Source organism: Kitasatospora sp. NPDC001527 (assembly GCF_040298605.1).
GTDB lineage: Bacteria > Actinomycetota > Actinomycetes > Streptomycetales > Streptomycetaceae > Kitasatospora.
The window spans coordinates 94,670-113,803 of record NZ_JBEPAM010000025.1 but is presented as its reverse complement, the minus strand read 5'-3'; the positions used below and the strand labels follow the sequence as shown (position 1 = coordinate 113,803).

Sequence of the window (19,134 nt, the reverse complement as noted above, 5' to 3'; positions counted from 1 at the left end):
CGCCCTCTACCCCTGCGGGGCTCCGCCCCGCCGCCCCCCCCCCCCCCCCCGGCGCCCCCCCCCCCCCCCCCCCCCCCCCCCCCCCCGGCGCCCCCCCCCCCCCCCCCCCACGCCCGTGCCGGGCGGAGGACGGACCTCCGCCCGGCACGGGTGCGGTGAGCGGGCCGGGTCCCGGACCGCGCTCACGGCGGGAGGCCGTTCCCCGCGCGCGCTCGGTGAGGACACCGAGCGGCTGGACCGGATCCGGAAGGCCGGTCGCGGGTAGGCGTTCCTCGAAGGGTGTCTGGTGATCCGGGGGCCGGGCGGCGTTGCTGCCCGGCCCCCGGGTCGTGTCCGGGCACCCCCGCCCGCGGTGCGCCGGGGCGGATCGCGTGATCAAAATTGGTCTACTCCAATTCTGTCCTGAATAGGTCGTCACAACCGGCCCCCCTGTGCCGTTCACTGTGTCTCCCGAGCAGCCGGGTCCGCTGGCCGCACGACCGGTTGACATGGGAGACCGAATTGCTGACTGCCCTACGCTGTCTGATCGTTGGAGTGACCGCCGCCGCCGGTGCGGGTGTGCTGGTCGCCGTGCACGACGGCGGCCGGATGCCGCTGGTGGCCGCGCTGTGCGTGGACGGCTTCGTCGGGATCGGCTGGCTGTCGATCGCCGCGCTGGCCCTGCCGCGGCGGCGGCCCGCGGGCGGCCCGGCGGAGGACGGCGTCGATCTCCCGTACCGGACGAACGGCGAGCCGCGCGCCACCGTGCGCTGGAGAGCCCGCCACTGGCCGTGATCCCGACCGTTCGAAAACCGGCCGAGATCACTTCGCACCCTTTCCGCGGTGGTCGGCTCCTGCCACGATGGCGCGAGACCACAGAAGCGAGGGAGAGCTACGGTGCCGACGGTGCGCGTGAGTTCGGCGGTCATGACCCACCCGGTCCGCCTGGTCCAGGCCCGTGAGCTGGCCGACCGGCTCGGGCTGGACGGCCTGGCGCTCGACCCGGAGCCGGACGGTCCGCCCTCGGCGCTCCGCACGGCCCTGGTCGCCTGGGCGGCGGCGGACGCCGGGGGGAGCCATCACCTCGTCGTCCAGGACGACGTGACCGGCCCGGACAACCTGCTGGCGCTCGTCGGCCGCGCGGCCGCCCGGTTCCCCGACGAGGCCCTGGTGTTCTACACGAACTGGCACGCGCGCAACGGCGGCGCCTCCCGGCTCGCCGCGCTCGCCGGCGCCGCCTGGGTGCGCGCCGTGCCCGACGAGTTCACGCCGTCCCTCGCCGTCTGCCTGCCGCTCGACACGGCGGAGGACTTCCGCCGGTTCGCCACCGGCAGCGCCGAGCGGCACGACGACGAGCTCTTCTCCGTCTTCTTCCGCGCCCGCGGCCGGATGGGCCTGATCGCCGTGCCCAACGTGGTCGAGCACATCGGCACCAGCAGCATCAACGGCCATGCCACGCAGGGGATCCGGCTCGCCGTCTGCCCCACGGAGGCGGTCGACGCCGGTCCGCTGCTGGCGCGCGGCCGCGTCCTGGAGGAGCCGGGCTGGATCCCGTACATGCGGTACGGCGAGGGCTACATCCGGCTCGTCGGCCAGGAGAACGGCCCGGACGGCGGGCGCGGCCACCACCGGTGGCGCGACGCCCTGCCGGCGACCGGCATCGCCGAGGACGCCGTGCACGACGCGGTGGCGAAGGACATGCCGGCGGACCTCGCGGCCCAGGTGGCCGAGCGGTTCGGCCGCGGCTTCGCCGAGGAGCTGTGGATCCACTGCCTGCTGCTGGGCCGGCAGGCGGCCGAGGCCGCCCGCCGGCTGGGCGACGGCCCCGGCGACGTCCCGCCGGCCGTCCTCGCCCGGCTGCGGGACTCGGCGGTGTCCACCGCCGGTCCCGCCGGTCTGCCGCCGGAGCGCCGCCCGGAGGCCGGGCCGGACGAGGTGCGGCTGATGTCCGCCTTCGCCTGGACCGCCGTCAGGGCCGGGGAGAAGTGGCCCCCGGCGTGAGCTCCGGTGCGGCCTCGGGCGCGGCCGGGTGGGTGATCCACACCGCGGGCTCCCAGTACGAGCCGAGGTCGCGCTCACGCTCGATCCGCAGCGTGGTAAGGCCGCCGGGGAAGACGTAGTCGCCGTCCTCCGGGTAGGCGAGCCCGGTCCAGCGCTCCCATTCGGCCACCGTGCCGGTGATCCGGGACGAGCGCTCCGAGGCGCCGGCGACCGTACCGCCGGCGCCCACCTGGGTGCGGATCCAGGGGTCGAACGGGGCACCGTCCTCGCGCCGCCAGGCCGCGTAGCGCTCGATCGGCACCAGCGGGTACCGGTCCTTCCAGGTGGGCCGCACCGGCACCAGCACCGTCTCCAGTCCGGCCCGCCGCGCGACCTGGCGCATCCCGCCGAGGAGCACGCCGGAGAAGCCCCGGCGCTGGTAGTCCTCCGCGACCTCGATGCCCAGCGCCACCAGGGCGCCGGCGGGCCGGCCGGCCTCGCGGTCCGCGAACGCCCGGGCGATGGAGTCGTCCAGGCCGGGGCCGAGGTCGGCGGCCGTGCCGTCCCAGCCGCGCGGCAGCGAGCGCCCGGCGCCCGCCACCACCTCGCGCTCGTCGTCGTAGAGGACGAACTGGTACTCGGCGAAATCCGAGAACAGCCGGTCCCAGTAGGAGTCGTTGACGTCGCCGTGCAGGTTGTACTCGGGCACGATGCCGGCGAACCGTTCCGGCATGCGGTCCCACAGCTCGGGCTTCTCCGCGTGGGTCACCACGACCAGGGCCATCGGATCCTCCTCCTCTTCTCGTGGGCCTACGCGGGGACTTCGACGTCCCAGACGATGACGATCGGCAGCCCGTCCCAGGCCGCCCGGGCCGCGTCCGCGATGAACTCCTCGTAACCGCCGGGCGCCAGACGGCCGTTGAAGAGCGGCTCGTGACAGGCCCGGACCCGCAGCCCGGCCGCCGTGAACGCCTCCAGGTACCGCCCGGGGAGGTGGACGTGGTTGCGGACGAACGCGAGCTCGGAGCCGTGCACGAAGACGCACTGCCCCTGGAGGGCGATGACGAACGGGTGGAGGTCCGAGACGACGATCCGCCCGCCCGGGCGGACCACCCGGGCCAGCTCGGCGACGCCCGCCGCGAGGTCCGACAGGTGGGTCATGGCCAGCGAACAGACGGCGAGGTCCACCGAGTCGTCCTCGAGCGGCAGGCTCTCCAGGCGCCCGACCCGGAACTCCGCCTGCGGGGCGCGCTCCTCGGCCTTGGCCAGCATCTCGGGCGACTGGTCCACGCCGATGGTGCGGTGCCCGCGGGCGACCAGGGCGCCGGTCTGCCGCCCGGTGCCGCAGGCGGCGTCCAGGGCGGTGCCCGTGGGCAGGGTGTCGAGGATCCCGTGCAGCACCGGCTCCTCGACCTCGATGTACGAGCTGGGCAGCGAGTCGTACACCGCCGACCAGGAGGCGTAGCCCTCCGAGGCGCCGAGTTCGCTGATGCCGGCGCCCCCGTCCGGCAGCTCACCGTCGCCCCCCACGAAGCGCCGGATGTCCTCGACACGTTCCTTGAGGAACTTCTCGTCGCCGTCCAGGGCGTTGCGCAGCAGCGCCAGGCCCTCGATTCCCAGGACGAGTTCCCTCACTCGAAATTCATTGCTCATGCCAACGCCTCGTTCTTTGCCGGAGGTGACGGATTTGTGGAGGCCGGTCGGGATCGGCCGAATTCCGCCTACCCGGCCAGGCGGTAGAGGATTCTCCCCATCCGGTTCGCTGTCCGAAAAGGAAGCCCTGGATGACCGGTTTCACGGCACCGTTGCCCGAAATTCCCGCAACCCCCTACGATGGCGGGCCGAAGCGGCCGGACACCTATTCACCGGCCGACCGTTCTGCAGGGGAGACGGAATGATCGAGGGATATCTCGGCCGCGAAAGCGTCGCCTCCGGCGGGCGGCTGACCGTCCACGTCTCCACCGACGCCGCCCGGTTCCGGCTGCGGTTCCACCGGCTGGGCGGGAACGTGGAGCGGGTGGCGGAGAGCGACTGGTACCCCGGCTCGCTCCACCTGCCGCCCCCGCACCCCGACGGCGTCCCCGGCCGGGTCTCCCCCGCCCGGGCCTGGGACTGGCCGGCGCTCACCCTGCCCGTGCCCGAGGACTGGACCCCGGGCATGCACGTCGTCCAGTTCGTCGAGGACGGCGAGGACCCGCCGCCGCTGGACGCCGCGGGCCTTGAGGGCCCGGCCCGCGAGTTCTTCGTCGTGCGGCCCCGCCGGGCCGGCGGCCGCTCACGCATCCTCTACAAGAAGTCGACCTTCACCCGGCACGCCTACAACCGCGCCGACCGGCCGGGCGAGGACCGCGGCGCCAGCCTCTACGACCACCCGGTGTACCTGCCGGACGCCCTTCCCCGCGGACACCGGGTGAGCCTGCACCGGCCCGGTGGAATCATCGACCTCGCCTACTGGGACGCCCCGTTCATCGCCTGGCTGGAGCGCCACGGATACCCGGTCGAATTCTGCACGGATCTCGACCTGCACGAGGATCCGGATCTGCTCTCCTCGTACGATCTGCTGCTCAGCGTCGGCCATGACGAATACTGGAGCGAGGCGATGCGCGCCCACGCCGAACGATTCGTCCGGGACGGGGGGAACATCGCCTTCCTCAGTGCCAACACCTGCTGGTGGCGCATTCATCCGACCGAACGGAACACCGCCTTCGTCTCGGACACCGACCACCACGTGGGCGAGGAGTATCCGCATCTTCCCGCGAGCGACCAGTGGTGGCCGGCCGCGCCCGACGGGGTGGGCCGGCCGGAGAATTCCCTCACCGGGGTGAGTTTCCGCAACGGCGGCATGTGGGCGAGCACCGAATGGCCCGGGGACCGTCCGCGCGACGGGTACACCGTGCAGCACGCCGACCACTGGCTCTTCGAGGGCACCGGGCTGCGCGACGGCTCCGACGGCGGTGAGCCCGACCGGCTCGGCGCGGGCACCGCGCTCATCGGGTACGAGTGCGACGGCGCCGCCTACCGCCGGGACGAGCGCGGCGTCGCCCGGGCCACCGGCGAGGACGGCACTCCCGCCTCCTTCCTGATCCTCGGCATCCACGTCCTCGAACCGGTCCACGAGGACTTCCACGACTTCAAGTGGGACCACTGGAACGGCCCGGCCCGGGAGCCGGGCATCACCAGCCCCCGGGCCGCGACCATGGGCCTCTTCACCGCAGGCGGCACCGTGTTCAGCGCGGGCACCACCGACTGGCCGGTGGTCTGCGGGAAGGACGAGGACGCGGGCGTCACCCGCGTCACCCGCAACCTCCTGGACCGGCTGCGGCACCGCTCGCCCCGGCCCTGAGCAGTTCCCCGAGCCCGCGGATCCGGGCCGCCCCGTCCGGCAGGGGCGGCTCGGTCCCGAGCACCGCCGGGTCCGGCCGGCACAGGTGGACGGACCGCATCCCGGCCGCGAGCGGGCCGAGCACGTCCGGCGCCCACATGTCCCCGACGAACAGCACCTGCCCGGGCGGCAGTTCGCACCGCTCCAGCAGCGTCCGGTAGATCAGCGGGTGCGGCTTGCGCGCTCCCGCCCGGGCGGAGCCGACCACGAGGTCGACCGCCCCGGCGAGGCCGACGTCCTCGACGCGGTCCTCCAGGTTCCAGAACCAGTTGGAGCAGACACCGACCAGCAGCCCCCGCCCGCGGAGCTCTCCGAGGACGGCGCGGGCGTCCTCGAAGAGCTCCAGCCGGACGGCCTTCATGGCCCGGTCGATCTCCTCGACCAGTCCGTCCAGCTCGTGCCGCGGCACCCCGCAGCCCAGGGCCCTGCGCCGGAGCCGGTCCAACTCCCAGGCATGGTAGGTGAGTTCGGAGGCCGAGTAAGCCGCATGCTCCTCGCCCTCGGCGGGGCCCACCGCCCACTGGTCACCCCAGCGGGCGCCCTGGGCGGCCAGACCCCGGCGTTCGAAGATCGCCCCGTGGTCGGGCGGCAGCGGCTCGACCATCCGCACCAGCGTCCCGTAGAAGTCGAAGACGACGGCGCGGATCTCCGGCGCAAGCAGGGACGGCACGGGACCGGCCTCAGTACCGGCCGTGCCGGCGCGGGAAGTAGTCCTGCAGCCCGCCGTCCCGCTCGATGTCGACGGTCGCACAGTGCAGCCCGCCGCCGAACGGCCCGACCGCCCGGAACGGCACCGGGACGATCTCGAAGCCGTAGGAGGACAGCTGCTCCGAGAGCCGGACCTCCTTCTCCTCGATGCACAGGGTGTTCTCGTCCAGGTTCAGCATGTTCCCGGCGAGCCACGGGCTGCAGAAGGACAGCTTCGGCGGGTGGTCCCAGCTCGCCGGCTGCACCGCCTCGATGATCTCCCAGTCGTTGAGCCGGAAGAACTCCATCAGCTCGGCGTCCGCGAGCCGCTCGCCGCAGTGCAGCACGAGGCCGGGGCGCAGCGGCACCCAGGTGGCGTCGATGTGCAGCGGGTGGGTGTTGGTGGAGGTCACCACGTGCACCCGGTGGTCGGGGAAGTGGCGCTTGAGCCACTGGTGGCCGCTGCGGTTGGTGACGAAGGACAGCTGGACGAAGAGGTCCTTGCCGAAACGGGCGACGTCGGCGGCGTCGAACAGCGGCTCGGCCTCGGTCAGCGCGAGGTCGTAGTCGCGGACCCGGGCCAGCTGCTCCTCGGTCGGCAGGTCGTTGTAGGTGTCCCAGAACTTGGTGTTGTAGGAGGCGTCGGTGAGCCGCGGCTTCGGCGCGGCCTCCCAGCGCATGTTCTCGTCGGAGTCGAACAGGTTCTGCAGCACGGGCCGGTAGCACAGGTACTCGTGCCAGCGGCTGCGGTAGGACATCGTGGCCTCAAGGACCTCGTTGCCGACGGTCAGCAGCAGGTCCCGGGGCGGCATGCAGCCGAACATGGAGTCCTGGGTCCACTCGGGCGTGGAGACCTGCTGGTTGAAGTCGATGGGGGTGGGGCGGTCCACCCTGATGCCGCGGCGGCGCAGCATCTCGGAGAAGTTGTCGAGCTGCTCCTCGGCCTCGGCGACCATGTCCTCCGGCATCGGGCCGTAGGTGCCCAGGGGGAAGCCGTCCTCGGGGTAGTCCCGGCGCACGGCGTGCTCGGGAGCCTGGACCACGGTGCCCTCGGCGCGGCCGACGATCACGTGGCGCAGCGGGTCCCAGCCGTTCCAGGCGTTGACCCGGATCGGCCGGGCGGGGGCGTCGGGAGTCTCATCGGTCGAGGTGGTCGTCTGCTCGCTCACGTGACAGGCCCTTCGATCGGGATCATGGGGGACGCAGAGGCCTAACCTGCGGGTACCGCCCGGGCGGCGTCAAGCGTTGATCTCTATGCGGGACACTGAACGTCATCTTCCGGCCGAATGTCTAAACCTCTGCGACTCTTGGCGATCAGACGGGTAATCAGATGAGTACCCCCATAGCGAACTTGGAGACCTCATGGCCATTCGCATGTCCTATCGCCCCCTTATCCTCACGTTTCTCCTGTCTCTCGCCGCCACCGGCTGTAGCTCCGGGTCGGGCAGTGGCTCCGGGTCGGGCGGCAAACTGACGGTGTGGCTGGCCGTGGACGCCCAGGAGAGTTGGCCGCAATTGGTCCAGTCCACCAATGAGCGCTTCACCAAGGCCCACCCCGGGGTCTCGGTGGACGTCCAGTACCAGCAGTGGACGACGAAGAACCAGAAGCTGGACGCCGTCCTCGCCGGGAAGAACGTTCCCGACGTGGTCGAGATGGGCAACAGCGAGACCACCAACTACATCGTCAACAACGCCTTCGCCCCGGTGGACCCGGCGCGCTTCGACCAGTCGGACACCTGGCTGCCGGCGCTCGCCGACGCCTGCCGTGCCGACGGCAAGACGTATTGCGTGCCGTACTACGTCGGGGCCCGGATCGCCATCTACCGCACCGACCAGTTCGCCGCCGCCGGTGTCGCCGCCGCCCCGAAGAGCTACCCCGAGCTGCTCTCCGTGCTGGACAAGCTGAAGGCCACCCTGAGCCCCCAGGACCCCAACTACTCGGCGCTCTACCTCCCCGGCCGCTACTGGTACGCCGCCATGGCCTTCGTGAAGGACGCGGGCGGCGAGATCGCGGTGAAGGAGGGCGACAAGTGGAAGAGCACGCTGTCCTCGCCGAAGTCCGTGGCCGGGCTCACCGAGTGGAAGCGGCTGATCGACACGTACTACGTCGGTGACCGCGCCAAGGACAACAGCGACCAGCCGGCCGTCGTCGGCCAGGGCCGCGTGGGCGTCTTCTACGGCAACACCTGGGAGTCCGACATGGCCTCCGACGAGCGCTCCGGCGGCGACCCGAAGCTGAAGGACAAGTTCGGCACCTTCCCCTTCCCCGGCCCGTCCGGCAACCTGCTGCCGCCGTTCCTCGGCGGGTCCACCCTGGCGGTGCCGGCCAAGTCGACCCGCAAGGACCTGGCCGCCGACTGGATCAAGATGTTCACCGACCGGGAGTCGCAGAAGACCCTGATCGAGGTGAACACCCTGCCCAACAACACCGGCCAGCTGGCCGAGGTCGCGGCGGGCGGCATCAACGGCCCGGCGGCCCAGGCCGCGGCGACCGGCGGCTGGATGACCCCGTTCGCGCCCGGCTGGACGTCGGTGGAGAAGTCCAACATCCTGCCGGAGATGCTGGAGCGCATCGCCAACGGCAAGCAGTCCGTCGAGGAGGCCGCCCGTGCGGCCGACCAGCGGATCAACGAAGTGATCAATGAGCGCTGACCGGGGCCGGCGGCGGCGTCCCGCGCTGCTGCCGTACCTGCTGATCGCCCCCACCGTCCTGGCGCTCGTCCTGGTCCTCGGCTACCCGCTCGTGGACATGGTCGTGCTCTCCTTCCAGGACATGACCCGTGAGCAGCTCTTCAGCGGCGACGCGCCGCCGTGGGCGGGGCTCGACCAGTTCGGCAAGATCCTCGGGGACGGCTTCTTCTGGACGGTGGTGGGCCGCACGGTGCTCTTCACCGCGGTGACCGTCGTGCTCACCGTGGCCCTCGGGCTGTTCACGGCGCAGCTGATGCACCGGGTCTCCCCCTGGGTGCGCGCCGTCATCTCCGGTGTGCTGGTCACCGTGTGGGCGATGCCCGCGATGGTCGCGGCGTCGATCTTCCGCTGGCTCTTCGACACCGACTACGGCGTCACCAACTGGGTGCTCTCCAAACTGCCGGGGATCGACATGACCCACCACAACTGGTTCATCGACCCCTGGCAGGGGTTCTCCGTCATCGTCGCCGTCGTGGTGTGGGGCTCGCTGCCGTTCGCCGCCATCACCCTGCGGGCCGCGCTGGCGCAGGTCCCGCACGAACTGGAGGAGTCCGCGGTCCTGGACGGCGCCCGGCCGTGGCAGGTCTTCCGGCACGTCACCGTCCCGGTGATCAGACCGGTCCTGCTCATGGTCACCACGCTGAACGCGATCTGGAACTTCGGCGTCTTCAACCAGATCTGGCTGATGCGCGGCGGCCTGCCCGAGCGGGAGTACTACCTGCTCGGCGTCTACTCCTTCATCGAGTCCTTCGCGGTGAACCGGTACAGCACCGGGGCCGCGATCGCGATCGTGACCGTCGTGCTGCTGCTCGCCGGATCGGTCGTCTACCTGCGCCAGATGCTCAGGACGGGAGAGCTCGATTGAGACGGCAACGCTCGCTCGGCCACGACCTCCTCGGGCTTCTCGTCGCCGCGGTGATCGGCTTCCCCATCTACTGGATGGTGCTCACCGCGTTCCGGCCCGCCAACGAGATCCTCAGCCTGCCGCCGAGGTTCTGGCCGGGCCGGCCCTCGTGGGACAACTTCTCCCGGGCCCTGGGTTCGGAGACCTTCTGGGACAACGTCCGCTCCAGTGTGCTCATCGGCCTGGGCACCGTCGTGGTGTCGCTGGTCATCGGCACGCTCGCGGCGTTCGCCCTCGCCCGCTTCCGGTTCACGGGCCGCAAGGCCTTCGTCGTGGTGATCCTCGTCGTCCAGATGGTGCCGTTGACGGCACTGATCATCCCGCTGTACCTGCTGCTGAACGACGCCGGGCTGACCGACAGCCTCAGCGGGGTGATCCTCACCTACCTGGTGTTCACCCTGCCGTTCACGGTGTGGATGCTGCGCGGATTCATCGACGGGGTGCCCGTGGAACTGGAGGAGGCGGCCATGGTCGACGGCTGCGGCCGCCTGGGCGCGTTCCGCCGGGTGGTCCTGCCACTGCTCGCCCCCGGCATCGTCGCCACCTCGGTCTTCGCACTCGTCCAGGCCTGGAACGAATACGTCCTCGTCTACATCCTGTTGTCCACTCCCGAGAAGCAGACCGTCAGCATCTGGCTGGTCTCCTTCACGACCAGCCGAGGGACCGACTACGGCGGACTGATGGCGGGTGCCACACTCACCGCCCTGCCCGTCGTGGTCTTCTTCCTGATCATCCAGCGCCGGATCGCCTCCGGCCTCGCCGCCGGCGCGGTGAAGGGCTGACCCAGCACATCCGTACCCGGCTCCCCCCGGTCGCACCCCGTTCACGTCCACAGGAGGACACCGTGACGCACGACCGTCTCGACCTCGTCTCCAAGCTGTACCAGCCATCGGGCTGGCCCCGCGTCCTGCAGGTGGCCGAAGGTGCCGCCTCGGACGCTCCGCTCGTCGTCGACCTCGACCCGACGACCTTCTGCGATCTCGCCTGCCCCGAGTGCATCAGCGGCAAGCTGCTCAACCAGGGCCGCTTCACCCCCGAGCGGCTCGCCGCGCTCGCGGAGGAACTGGTCTCCATGTCCGTCCGCGCCGTGGTCCTCATCGGGGGCGGCGAACCGCTCGCCCACCGGGGCACCCGCCGGGTCCTGCGCATCCTCGGCGAGGCCGGCCTGGCCATCGGGGTCGTCACCAACGGCACCATGATCGACAAGAACCTCGACGAACTCGCCGCCTACGCCTCCTGGGTCCGTGTCTCCATGGACGCGGGCACCTCGGAGACGTACGGCCTCTTCCGACCCGACCGCAAGGGCCGCAGCGTCTTCGACAAGGTGGTCGCCAACATGCGGCTGCTCGCCGAGGCCAAGACCGGCGCCCTCGGCTACTCCTTCCTCGTCATGACCCGCCAGGAGCCGGACGGGCGGGTCGTCAGCAACCACACGGAGGTGCTGCAGGCGGCCGAACTCGCCCACGACATCGGCTGCGACTACTTCGAGACCAAGGCGATGTTCGACGAGGAGCACCACGTCATCCAGGTCTCCCAGGACCTCCTCGACTCGGTCGACAGCCAGCTCGCCGAGGCCGCCCGGCTGGAGAGCGACACCTTCCAGCTCATCAACTCCTCGACGCTCACCTCGCTGCGCCGGCACACCGGGCCGGTCCAGCCCAAGGACTACCACCGCTGCTCGATCGCCGAGCTGCGCACCCTGGTCACCCCGTCCGGGGTGTACATCTGCTCCTACCACCGGGGCAACCCGCTGGCCCGGATCGGCGACGCCGTCACCGACAGCCTGCCCGACATCTGGAAGACGTCGGACCGCGGCATCATCGACCCGAGCCGGGACTGCCGCTTCCACTGCGCCCGGCACCGCTCCAACCTGGAGCTGGAGCAGATAGCGGAAGGAACGGGCGCAGTCCCCCCTGGAGAGGACTACGACCCGTTCCTGTGACCGTGGCCGGGGCCGTCGTCAGCCGGTGCTGACGACGGCCCGGTTCCCCGCCCGGGCACTCCGGCTCCCCGGAGCCGCCCGGGCGGGGATCACGCGTGCCCCGGGGAAGGGGCCGCGCAGCGCGTCGGCGAGCCGCGCGGCCACCCCGGGCAGGTCGGCCGCCGGGCAGACGCCGACCAGTGAACCGCCGCCGCCGGCGCCGCTGAGCTTGAGCGGCAGCGCGGCGGAGCGCAGTGCCAGCGCCCGCAGCTCCTCCAGGAGCGGGGTCGACATGCCCTGGAAGTCCCGCATCGCCGCGTGCGCCCGGCTCATCGCCTCCCCCAGCGCCTCGTGGTCGCGCCGGCGCAGCGCCGCCCAGGCGGCGCCCGACGCGCGGTCGGCCTCCGCCCGGTAGGCGGCGAGGTCGGGGTCGCCCGCCGCGAGCTGCGCCCGCACCGTGCGGATGTGGTCGGCGGTGTTCTTCCGGGTCCCGGAATCCACCACGACCACCCCCCAGTCCTCCGGGAACTCCAGCCGCTCCCGGACCACCGGCAGACCGCGCTCACGGCCGTCGATCAGCAGGGCGCCGCCCTCGGCGACGGCGAGGTGGTCCATGCCGCCGCCGTTGAAGCGGGCGAACTCGAACTCGTACGCCCACTGGACGAGTACGGCGTCCGGCGTCCTGTCCGGCCCTGCCTCCTCCACCGCCTGCGCGAACGCCCGGAACAGCGCCACGATCAGCGCCGTGGACGAGGACAGCCCGCTGGCGGCGGGCGCCTCGCTGCCGACGCGCACGGCCGGCGGGGGGCCGGCCGCCCCGGCCAGCCGCTCGCCCAGGAACGCCCACACCTGCTCCGGCCAGTCGCCGTCCGTCCGCTCCGGCGCGCCGGACGGCCCGTCCGGCAGGACCTCCACCGTGGTCGGCAGGTCGAGGGCCAGGCTGACCGAGCGGCCGTCGCCCAGCCAGTCCAGGTCCTCCCCCGACAGACACGCCCGGCACGGCACCGCGACGCGGATCGGTTGTTCTTCGCTCACCTTGCCTGGAACCTCCCGTCGGTGACGAACGCGCGGTACATCCCGAGGACGATCCGCGTGGGCGGGTGCAGCGGCGCCGGCGGGTCGTCGAGGGACCGGAACTCCGCCCGGCGCACCTCGTCCGCCCCCGGGGAGAGCTCCCCCGACCAGCGCCGGGCCGCGAAGCACAGCGCGAAGCAGTGGTTGACGTCCCCGTTCGGGTAGGTCACGGTGTGCACGGCCGGCTCGGACAGCGACCCGAAGGCGACCAGGTCCTCCTTGGCGACCCGCAGCCCGGTCTCCTCCGCCACCTCCCGGACGGCGGCGTCGGCGAAGCCCCCGTCCTCCTCGCAGGCGCCCGCGGGAAGCTCCCACACACCGTTGTCGACCCGCTGCTGGAACAGCCCCCGGCCCGCCCCGTCGAGCAGCAGGACCTGGGCCCCCGGCACCAGGAGCCTGGCGCCGCCCATCTTCTGACGCAGCGACCAGACGTACGACCCGACGTAACCCATGCGCGCACCGCCTCCTCCGGCCTCCGCCCCACGGCGGACGGCCACGGCGCCACAGACTGTCACGCGCCGTCCTCGGCGAGCCAGCGCGGCACCGCCTCCGGCGTCTTCTCCAGCCAGCGCACGTACCGGTCCACGCCCTCCGCGACGCCGATCCGGGCCTGCCAGCGCAGCAGCTCCCGGCTCCGCTCGGTGTCGGCGAACCCGCCGAGCGGGTCGCCCTCGGGGCGCGGGGTGACGATCCGGCGGGCCTCCGGGAAGTAGGGCATCAGCAGGTCGGCGACCTCCCGGACCGCCGTCGGCCGCCCGGTCCCGACGTTCACCGTCTGCCCCGCCATCCCCTCCTCGACGAGCGCGAGCGCCGTCGCCTCGGCCACGTCCTGGACGTGGATCATGTCGCGCACCTGGACGCCGCCGCCGTTCAGGCGCATCGGCCGGCCGAGCTTGGCCTGCAGGGACAGCCAGGGCACCATCCAGGAGTGGCTGCCCGGCTTCGGGATCTGCGGATCGCCGTAGACGGAGAAGTAGCGGACGATCGCGTACTCGGTGGCGGACGAGGCCCCGAGCATCAGCCGGGTCTGGTGCTCCGCCCACAACTTGCCGTTGGCGTACACCGACAGCGGGAACAGCGCCTGGTCCTCGTGGAACATGTGCGGACCGGGCGAGTCGGTCGGGCCGTCGCCGTACACGGACGCGGAGGAGACCAGCACCAGGCGGCGCACGGCCGTCCGGGCCAGCTCCTCCAGGATCACCTGGGTGCCCTGCACATTGGCGCGGAAGGCGATGTCGGGGTCCCGGGTGCAGGCGGCCACGTCCGCGTAGGCGGCGGCGTGGACCACGTAGTCGGCGTCCCGGAGCAGCCCGGCGACCGCGTCGCGGTCGCAGACGTCCCCGACGACCAGCTTGGCCCCGGTCTTCTCGACCCCGAATATCGCGTGCCCGTCCTCGGGGTAGGCGTCCATCCGGTCCAGGACGGCCACTTCGGCACCGACCCGGCACAACAGGGCGGTGAGCCGGCTTCCCACCAGGCCCCCACCTCCGGTCACCACGATGCGGGCATCGCGGAGCTTCTCCAACCGGGACTCGACGCTCTCCCCCGCGTCGGGTGCGGACTCGTTCGACGGCGCGTGCGATCCAGCGGACATATGGGGTTCCCTCCGTGAAGACGGCGAACTCTAGAAAACGCGCTCACACACAGCCACATGCTTCCCACGGAAGGTGGCGTGTCCGTCCAGCATCCTTGGGACACCAACCGTGACGCCAGTGCCAATTCGGCACTCTTGCCAGCCCACGGCGCGATCCGTACTGTCCGGAATCGATGGCACCCGCAGTATTCGCTGGTTCCAGAAGTGCCATCAAATCCCGTATGTCCCACCGGTGAAAGGGTACAAAAGTGACGAGCCATCAGCTCAGCGGGGTGGTCATGACCCACCCCAAGCGCCGGCCGGACGCCGAGCGGATGGTCCAGACCTCTCCCCCGGGCGCGCTACGCGTCGTCATGGACCCGGACCCGACCGGGACTCCCTCGGTGCTGCGCACCGCGCTCGCCGCCTGGGAGGCCATCGAGGACGGCGCAACCCACCAACTCGTGATCCAGGACGACATGCTGTTGTCCGAATCGTTCTTCGAACGGGTCAACCTCGCCATCGAGGCGATGCCGGACGCGGCGCTGGCCCTGTTCGCCCTGTGGGACTCCCGCAACGGGGCCGCGATCCGCTTCGGCGCGATGGCCGGCGCCCGCTGGGCCGGCGCGGTCAACGAGTACTTCCCGTGCGTCGCGATCGTACTGCCCCGGGCCGTCGCCGACGGCTTCGTCCGCTACGGCCGCGCGCGGCTCGGCGCCTGGCCCGACGACATCCTGATGCACCGCTACCTCACCGACCTCGGCGTCCCCCGCTACGTCTCGGTGCCCAACCTCACCGAGCACCAGGACCACGGCTCGATCTCGGGCAACGCCTTCCGGGGGCCGCGCCGCTCGGTCTGCTTCCTGCCCGGCGACCGGCCCGGCGACGACGAGGGGCGCCGGCTGACCGGCCTGACCGTCCTGCCGTTCTTCAAGTACGGCGTCGCGCGCTGCGCCGTCCGGGTCCCCGGGCCGGGCCCCGAGCGGTGGCTGCACATGGACTGCGAGCAGTACCTGCGTGGTCTGGACCTGCCCGACTCGCTGTTCACGCCGCCCGGACCGGAGTCGGACGCGCCGGACGTCCGGGGGACGTGGCTCACCGCCCTCGCCATGGGCCACGAGGCCGCCCGCCTCGGCCTGGACGTCGACGGCTCCGCGCCGGAGGTGCGGCCCGAGGTGTACGCCGAGGCGGTCGCGACGATCGGGCCGGGCGGCATCAGCAACACCAGCACCGAGGAGCGGATCGCCGAACGCCGCGAGGCCCTGGCGGCCGTGGCCCGACGGGCCCTGACCGCCGGTCGCGAGGCCGCCGACCGCCCGGCCCCCCGCCGGCCCCGGCGGCGGGGCGGCCTCACCGTGCGCGGCGGCGCCTCACCGCTCGGCGAGCACCTCCTCCGGCGGCTGGCCGACCTCACCGACCCGGCCGACACCGGAGCACTCGACGCCGTCCTCGACCTGACCGGCCTGCGCGAGGGCGCCCCGGCCCGCGAGCTGCGCATCCACCTGCCCGGCGACCCGCGGCCGTACACCCTGGCCGTCGGCGAGGTGTACGGCCCCGGCTGCTCGCGCGACACCCTCATCGGCCGCATGGTGTGGGACGCCCTGCGCAGCCAGCCGGTGACCGTCCAGGGCGACCCCGACACCGAGATCCACCCCGTCTACGTCGACGACCTCGCCGACGCCGTCCTCACCGTGCTCCGCACCCGCCCGGCCACCCGCTCCCTCACCGTCGCCCCCGAGAAGCCCACCACCCTCGCCGACCTGGCGAACGCCGTCCACGCCTCCGTCCGCCCCGTCCCCGTCCACACCCACCCCACACCCCCCGCCCACCCCACCCCCGCCCCCGACCTCACCAACACCCCCCGCCCACCCGCCTGGACCCCCACCACCGCCCCCACCAAGGGCCTCCACGCCTACGCCCAATGGCTCGCCTACGAGGGCACCCTCCTCACCACCATGTGACCCCCGCCCCCACTCGCCGCTCTCGCCCGCTCGCCTCGGGCGGGAGCGCGGGCAGGGGTGGGCCCAGGCCGGGCGGGGGCCGGCCTGGGCCTGGGGGGGTGCGGGGTCAGGGCAGGTAGCCCTTGGAGGCGAGGTTCTCGCCGATCTCGTCGTAGACCGCGGGGTCGTCGGGGGTGATCGCGGCGAGGCCGTCGACGTAGCGGTTGTACATGCAGAACGCGGAGGCGATCAGCACGGTGTCGTGGATGGTCTCGTCGTCGGCGCCCGCCGCGCGGGCGGCGGCGATGTGCTCGTCGGTGACGGCCAGGCCGCTGACCTGGACGTGGCCCGCGAGTTCCAGCAGCGCGCGCATCTTCTCGCTGACCGGTGCGGTCGCCAGGTCGCGCTTGACGGCGTCGACCACGGTGTAGTCGCCTCCGCTCAGCGTGTGCGCGGCGGCCGCGCTGTGCGAGCCGGTGCAGTAGCGGGTCTCGTTGCGGGCGGAGACGAACGCGGCGATCAGCTCGCGCTCGCCCACGGTGAGCGGGGACTCGCCGCGGAGCAGCTGCTCCGCGAGCTCACTGAGTGCGCGCCCCGAGGCGGGCTTGCTGGCCATCAGCCCCCGGATGCCCGGTCGCTGGTGGGGGACGGCGATGTGCGGCATGCGAATCAGCCTCCGTAGCACGTTACTTGTTGAACCACGAGACGGTCGTCTCATCCGTGCTGAACTGGTTCAGCAGCATAGTGGCGACCTTCTGCTCGCCGGTGGGACCCGGGTGCACCAGGTCGCCTTCGAGGTCCGAGCACTTCCACTCCAGGCCGTCGCCGCGCCCGGGGACGCCGCCGGCCGCGTTGTCCGCGCCCAGGCCGTCGGCCCACAGGTACGGGCCCCAGGAGAGCCAGGGGGCGACGCCGCCGGCGCCGTACGCGAGGGTGGGGTCGCCGTTGATCTGCTGCTCGATCAGCCACTTGACGGAGAAGCCCTGCTGGTAGGCGCCGGCGCTGCGGGCGGGGTTGTAGGTGTAGATGCGGCTGGCGACGTAGCCGAGTGCCAGATTGGCGTACTCGGCGCGGGCGTTGCGGGCGATGGCGGCGAGGCTGTCGCGCAGGGACCGGGCACCGGCCGGGAAGGCGCCCAGGTTGTCGCCCACGTACTGCTCCTTGATCCAGACGGCCTGGACCTGGGCGGCGGTCACCCCTGCGGCGTTCAGCCGGCCGGCCAGCACCGACCAGGTGGCGCTCGCCGGGTCCTCCCAGGCGTGGGCGTCCTGACCGCCCTGGGCGCCGTCGACGATCACCAGCCGGCTGTTGAGGTCGGCGTACCGGGTGGTCCTGGCGATGAAGGCCTGGAACTCCTGGGTCGTGTTGGACATGCCGATCGAGATCAGCACCACCTTGCCGTTGACCGGGTCGACCTGGCCGGCGGCGTTGCGGGGAAGCACGTGCTGGAGCGCGATGTCCTTGCCGGCCCGGGTGTGCGCGGCCGGGCGGGTGTTGCTCGCGCCGGGGTACAGTCCGCCGGACTGGCCCTGGTAGGTCGAGCCGCCCATGTCCACCAGCGGGGTCTGGTTGCTGGAGGTGTAGGAGCAGCCGGCGGCGGCCGAGGTCGTCCCGGGTGCGACGACGACGGCCGCCGAGGCGGCGGTGAGCAGGAACGCGGTGAGTCCGTGGCGCAGCTTCATGCGGCATCCCTCCCTACGTGGCAGTGCCGGTTTCTCCGTACGGCCGGCCCGGACGCGCCCGGGGGCGCCGGAGGCGGGGGCGGCGGAACACCAGGTAGAGGGCGCTCGGGAGCAGGACCGCGTCGGCGCAGAGCAGCAGGACGTTCCAGGCCCCCTCGATCCCGTGCTCGTGGGTCGGGCTGCCCTCGTCCGCCGGGTCCGCGACGGGGCGGCTGTCGGTGGCGATGGCGGTGGCGGCGCCGACCCCGAAGGCCGTCGTGCCGGAGACCTCGCGGCCGCCGTCCAGGACGAGCCGGTAGGTGACCTGGTAGGTGCCCTCGGCGTCGATCCGGACCGGCGAGACCAGGCGCCGGCCGTCCAGCCGGGGGCTGCCGTCACTGACGGGCAGGCCGTTGGGCCCGTTGACCTGGAGATAGACCGATCCGGGCTGGAAGTCGTCGCCGGAGAAGGTCAGAGCGACCTCGCTCGGGGCCTGGGCGAGGCCGCTGCCGTCGGCCGGAGTGACGCTCGCCAGCCGGACCGGCTGGCGAGCGCTGATCCAGAGCAGCCCGACGAGGAGCAGCACGACCACACCGACGCCGAGCGCGACGGCGCGCTGGAAGGACTGCGTCGATCCGGTGCCACTCACGCGGTCGCCGCGGCCTCGTGACGGTGGACGGCGTGCTTGCAGCTGCACGTCATCTCGGACAGCTCGTCGTGGTTGGGCCGCAGGTGGTAGTACATGCCGATCACCATCGGGATGAAGACGACGGTGTTGTAGAAGAGGTGCAGCTCGACCCGGGGGAACACCAGCTGCAGCACCGAGACCGCCGCCGTCTTTCCGAACAGGAAGTGCCCGGTCTGCGCCTGCAGCAGCAGGAGCAGGTGCTCGATGTGGTGCCAGAACTGGATCACCAGCGCCACCGTCCACCAGGTGCGGCCCCGCCCGACGAACCCGGGGCGCAACAGGAACAGCCCGATGATCATCACCAGGGCGTAGCCGTAGTGCATCCACTCCGACGTCACCAGCCACGGGAACTGGAGCCCCAGCAGACCCTTGGACTTCGGAACCGACCAGCCGAGGCCCCAGATCTGGTACGCCTGGGTGAGGTGCTCGGCCCAGTGGGCGAGCACCACCACCATGAAGAGGTTCAGCGCGGCGCGGTGCGATCCGTGGCTCAGCCGGCTCAACAGCTTTCTCGAGCCGGGGTTCGACGGTGCGGTGTACGTCGTCATCAGTCTGGTTCTCCTACGGGGGGAGGATGCCTGGGAGCCCTCGCGCCGACGGGGCGGCGAGGCGGTGGGACGGCGGGGCGTGCCCCAGACTGATGGCCTCGCGCCG

19 protein-coding genes are annotated in these 19,134 nt (G+C 72.2%); 8 read left to right on the top strand and 11 right to left on the bottom strand.

Features of this window, described 5'->3' with window-relative positions:
- Positions 1-534 precede the first annotated feature (534 nt).
- A complete protein-coding gene (locus ABT238_RS22615) occupies positions 535-774 on the top strand; it encodes a hypothetical protein (protein ID WP_350564415.1) in 240 nt (79 codons plus the stop codon).
- A 111-nt stretch (positions 775-885) separates the two neighbouring features.
- Entirely contained in the window at positions 886-1,980 is a 1,095-nt protein-coding gene (locus ABT238_RS22610) for a hypothetical protein (protein ID WP_350564416.1), read from the top strand.
- On the opposite strand, the gene ABT238_RS22605 is transcribed toward ABT238_RS22610, so the two are convergent.
- Complete coding sequence (locus ABT238_RS22605) at positions 1,949-2,743, bottom strand: N-acetyltransferase (protein ID WP_350564418.1); 795 nt, start codon at positions 2,741-2,743, stop codon at positions 1,949-1,951. The two genes, ABT238_RS22610 and ABT238_RS22605, sit on opposite strands and share 32 nt — an antisense overlap.
- 26 nt (positions 2,744-2,769) lie before the next feature.
- Positions 2,770-3,612 (bottom strand): class I SAM-dependent methyltransferase, encoded by an 843-nt coding sequence (locus ABT238_RS22600; RefSeq protein WP_350564420.1) that lies wholly within the window; start codon positions 3,610-3,612, stop codon positions 2,770-2,772.
- A gap of 241 nt (positions 3,613-3,853) precedes the next feature.
- Here ABT238_RS22600 and ABT238_RS22595 point away from each other — a divergent pair, with 241 nt between their 5' ends.
- Positions 3,854-5,302, top strand: coding sequence for a N,N-dimethylformamidase beta subunit family domain-containing protein (locus ABT238_RS22595; RefSeq protein ID WP_350780942.1), 1,449 nt, complete (start codon positions 3,854-3,856; stop codon positions 5,300-5,302).
- Here ABT238_RS22595 and ABT238_RS22590 read toward each other — a convergent pair.
- The gene (locus ABT238_RS22590) at positions 5,253-6,011 is read right to left on the bottom strand and encodes an HAD family hydrolase (protein WP_350564423.1); all 759 of its coding nucleotides are present in this window, start codon (positions 6,009-6,011) and stop codon (positions 5,253-5,255) included. The two genes, ABT238_RS22595 and ABT238_RS22590, sit on opposite strands and share 50 nt — an antisense overlap.
- Positions 6,012-6,021: 10 nt before the next feature.
- Positions 6,022-7,197 (bottom strand): serine/threonine protein kinase, encoded by a 1,176-nt coding sequence (locus tag ABT238_RS22585; protein WP_350564425.1) that lies wholly within the window; start codon positions 7,195-7,197, stop codon positions 6,022-6,024.
- Positions 7,198-7,516: 319 nt separating this feature from the next.
- Between ABT238_RS22585 and ABT238_RS22580 the strand changes: the two genes are divergently transcribed.
- From ABT238_RS22580 to ABT238_RS22565, 4 genes are all read left to right on the top strand, one after another.
- Positions 7,517-8,680: an extracellular solute-binding protein gene (locus ABT238_RS22580; RefSeq protein WP_350564426.1), complete on the top strand. Its 1,164-nt coding sequence runs from the start codon at positions 7,517-7,519 to the stop codon at positions 8,678-8,680.
- Positions 8,670-9,584 (top strand): carbohydrate ABC transporter permease, encoded by a 915-nt coding sequence (locus ABT238_RS22575; RefSeq protein WP_350564428.1) that lies wholly within the window; start codon positions 8,670-8,672, stop codon positions 9,582-9,584. The genes ABT238_RS22580 and ABT238_RS22575 overlap by 11 nt, the downstream gene beginning before the upstream one ends.
- Positions 9,581-10,405 carry a carbohydrate ABC transporter permease gene (locus ABT238_RS22570; protein WP_350564430.1) on the top strand — a complete coding sequence of 275 codons (825 nt, stop codon included), beginning with the start codon at positions 9,581-9,583 and terminating at the stop codon, positions 10,403-10,405. The genes ABT238_RS22575 and ABT238_RS22570 overlap by 4 nt, the downstream gene beginning before the upstream one ends.
- Before the next feature lie 62 nt (positions 10,406-10,467).
- Positions 10,468-11,565 carry a radical SAM protein gene (locus ABT238_RS22565; RefSeq protein ID WP_350564431.1) on the top strand — a complete coding sequence of 366 codons (1,098 nt, stop codon included), beginning with the start codon at positions 10,468-10,470 and terminating at the stop codon, positions 11,563-11,565.
- A gap of 18 nt (positions 11,566-11,583) precedes the next feature.
- On the opposite strand, the gene ABT238_RS22560 is transcribed toward ABT238_RS22565, so the two are convergent.
- The 3 genes from ABT238_RS22560 to ABT238_RS22550 are packed head-to-tail and all read right to left on the bottom strand — an operon-like array spanning position 11,584 to position 14,212.
- Complete coding sequence (locus tag ABT238_RS22560; RefSeq protein ID WP_350780802.1) at positions 11,584-12,579, bottom strand: GHMP family kinase ATP-binding protein; 996 nt, start codon at positions 12,577-12,579, stop codon at positions 11,584-11,586.
- The gene (locus ABT238_RS22555) at positions 12,576-13,070 is read right to left on the bottom strand and encodes an NUDIX domain-containing protein (RefSeq protein ID WP_350567154.1); all 495 of its coding nucleotides are present in this window, start codon (positions 13,068-13,070) and stop codon (positions 12,576-12,578) included. The genes ABT238_RS22560 and ABT238_RS22555 overlap by 4 nt, the downstream gene beginning before the upstream one ends.
- A 59-nt stretch (positions 13,071-13,129) precedes the next feature.
- The gene (locus ABT238_RS22550; RefSeq protein ID WP_350567151.1) at positions 13,130-14,212 is read right to left on the bottom strand and encodes an NAD-dependent epimerase/dehydratase family protein; all 1,083 of its coding nucleotides are present in this window, start codon (positions 14,210-14,212) and stop codon (positions 13,130-13,132) included.
- 248 nt (positions 14,213-14,460) lie between these two features.
- Between ABT238_RS22550 and ABT238_RS22545 the strand changes: the two genes are divergently transcribed.
- A complete protein-coding gene (locus tag ABT238_RS22545; RefSeq protein WP_350567148.1) occupies positions 14,461-16,152 on the top strand; it encodes an NAD-dependent epimerase/dehydratase family protein in 1,692 nt (563 codons plus the stop codon).
- Between the two features lie 106 nt (positions 16,153-16,258).
- Here ABT238_RS22545 and ABT238_RS22540 read toward each other — a convergent pair whose 3' ends face one another.
- From ABT238_RS22540 to ABT238_RS22525, 4 genes are read right to left on the bottom strand one after another with little or no spacing between them, the layout of a single operon-like run.
- Positions 16,259-16,795: a carboxymuconolactone decarboxylase family protein gene (locus ABT238_RS22540; RefSeq protein WP_350567146.1), complete on the bottom strand. Its 537-nt coding sequence runs from the start codon at positions 16,793-16,795 to the stop codon at positions 16,259-16,261.
- A 22-nt stretch (positions 16,796-16,817) separates the two neighbouring features.
- Positions 16,818-17,813, bottom strand: a complete 996-nt coding sequence (locus ABT238_RS22535; RefSeq protein ID WP_350567143.1) for a hypothetical protein — start codon at positions 17,811-17,813, stop codon at positions 16,818-16,820.
- Positions 17,814-17,826: 13 nt separating this feature from the next.
- Entirely contained in the window at positions 17,827-18,441 is a 615-nt protein-coding gene (locus ABT238_RS22530; RefSeq protein WP_350567140.1) for a copper resistance CopC family protein, read from the bottom strand.
- Positions 18,438-19,028: a hypothetical protein gene (locus ABT238_RS22525; protein ID WP_350567137.1), complete on the bottom strand. Its 591-nt coding sequence runs from the start codon at positions 19,026-19,028 to the stop codon at positions 18,438-18,440. The genes ABT238_RS22530 and ABT238_RS22525 overlap by 4 nt, the downstream gene beginning before the upstream one ends.
- Positions 19,029-19,134: the final 106 nt, after the last annotated feature.

What these genes read in the sequence shown, in the direction of transcription:
- ABT238_RS22575 (WP_350564428.1), top strand. Translation starts at nt 8,670, where the DNA reads ATGAGCGCTGACCGGGGCCGGCGGCGGCGTCCCGCGCTGCTGCCGTAC.
- ABT238_RS22595 (WP_350780942.1), top strand. Translation starts at nt 3,854, where the DNA reads ATGATCGAGGGATATCTCGGCCGCGAAAGCGTCGCCTCCGGCGGGCGG.
- ABT238_RS22525 (WP_350567137.1), bottom strand. Translation starts at nt 19,028, where the DNA reads ATGACGACGTACACCGCACCGTCGAACCCCGGCTCGAGAAAGCTGTTG.
- ABT238_RS22555 (WP_350567154.1), bottom strand. Translation starts at nt 13,070, where the DNA reads ATGGGTTACGTCGGGTCGTACGTCTGGTCGCTGCGTCAGAAGATGGGC.
- ABT238_RS22600 (WP_350564420.1), bottom strand. Translation starts at nt 3,612, where the DNA reads ATGAGCAATGAATTTCGAGTGAGGGAACTCGTCCTGGGAATCGAGGGC.
- ABT238_RS22540 (WP_350567146.1), bottom strand. Translation starts at nt 16,795, where the DNA reads ATGCCGCACATCGCCGTCCCCCACCAGCGACCGGGCATCCGGGGGCTG.
- ABT238_RS22550 (WP_350567151.1), bottom strand. Translation starts at nt 14,212, where the DNA reads ATGTCCGCTGGATCGCACGCGCCGTCGAACGAGTCCGCACCCGACGCG.
- ABT238_RS22535 (WP_350567143.1), bottom strand. Translation starts at nt 17,813, where the DNA reads ATGAAGCTGCGCCACGGACTCACCGCGTTCCTGCTCACCGCCGCCTCG.
- ABT238_RS22605 (WP_350564418.1), bottom strand. Translation starts at nt 2,743, where the DNA reads ATGGCCCTGGTCGTGGTGACCCACGCGGAGAAGCCCGAGCTGTGGGAC.